The organism is Streptomyces carpinensis (assembly GCF_002154505.1).
GTDB classification, from domain to species: Bacteria; Actinomycetota; Actinomycetes; order Streptomycetales; family Streptomycetaceae; genus Streptomyces; species Streptomyces carpinensis.
This window is the reverse complement of record NZ_MUBM01000265.1, coordinates 1-534: the sequence shown is the minus strand read 5'-3', so window position 1 is coordinate 534 and position 534 is coordinate 1. Positions and strand designations below refer to the sequence as shown.

Here is a 534-nt window from a genome sequence, read left to right as displayed (position 1 = left end):
CGGGCGCGGTGGCCGTCGTCGCGGCCATGGCGTCCACGGAACGCGGGCGGACACAACTGCCGGTCGCTCCAACGTCCGCCCACGCGCGGTCGACGAGCGAGGAAGCGGCAGTGCGGACCACTGGCCCAGGCCGGGGCCCACCGTTCGCGCTCTGCCGCCTCGAACCGAATCGGGTCGGGCCCGAGGCTCGCCGGTTCAGGTCCGATGGACGACCTGCCCACCGACCATGACGAGGTCGCACACCGTTCCGGGAATGGCCGCGGGCTCGACCGTGAGCACGTCACGAGAGAGGACGACCAGATCGGCGAGTTTGCCGACCGAGAGCGAACCGCGCTCATTCTCCAGGAAATTGGCGTAGGCCGATCCCATCGTGTAGGCGTGCACGGCGGTCTCGATGTCCACGGTCTCCTCCGGGATCCAGGCCTCGCCACCGTTCAGCGGCCGGCGGGTCACCGCCGTGTACAGGCCCACCATGGGGTCCATCTCGGCGACGTTCCAGTCGCTGGAGAAGGCCAGCCTCGCCTGCGCCCGGTG

At 70.4% G+C, this 534-nt stretch carries 1 protein-coding gene; it reads right to left on the bottom strand.

What is annotated here, in order from left to right; translation table 11 throughout:
- Positions 1-195: 195 nt before the first annotated feature.
- On the bottom strand, positions 196-534 hold a 339-nt coding region (locus tag BZY54_RS31605), incomplete at its 5' end, for an amidohydrolase family protein (protein ID WP_143668160.1).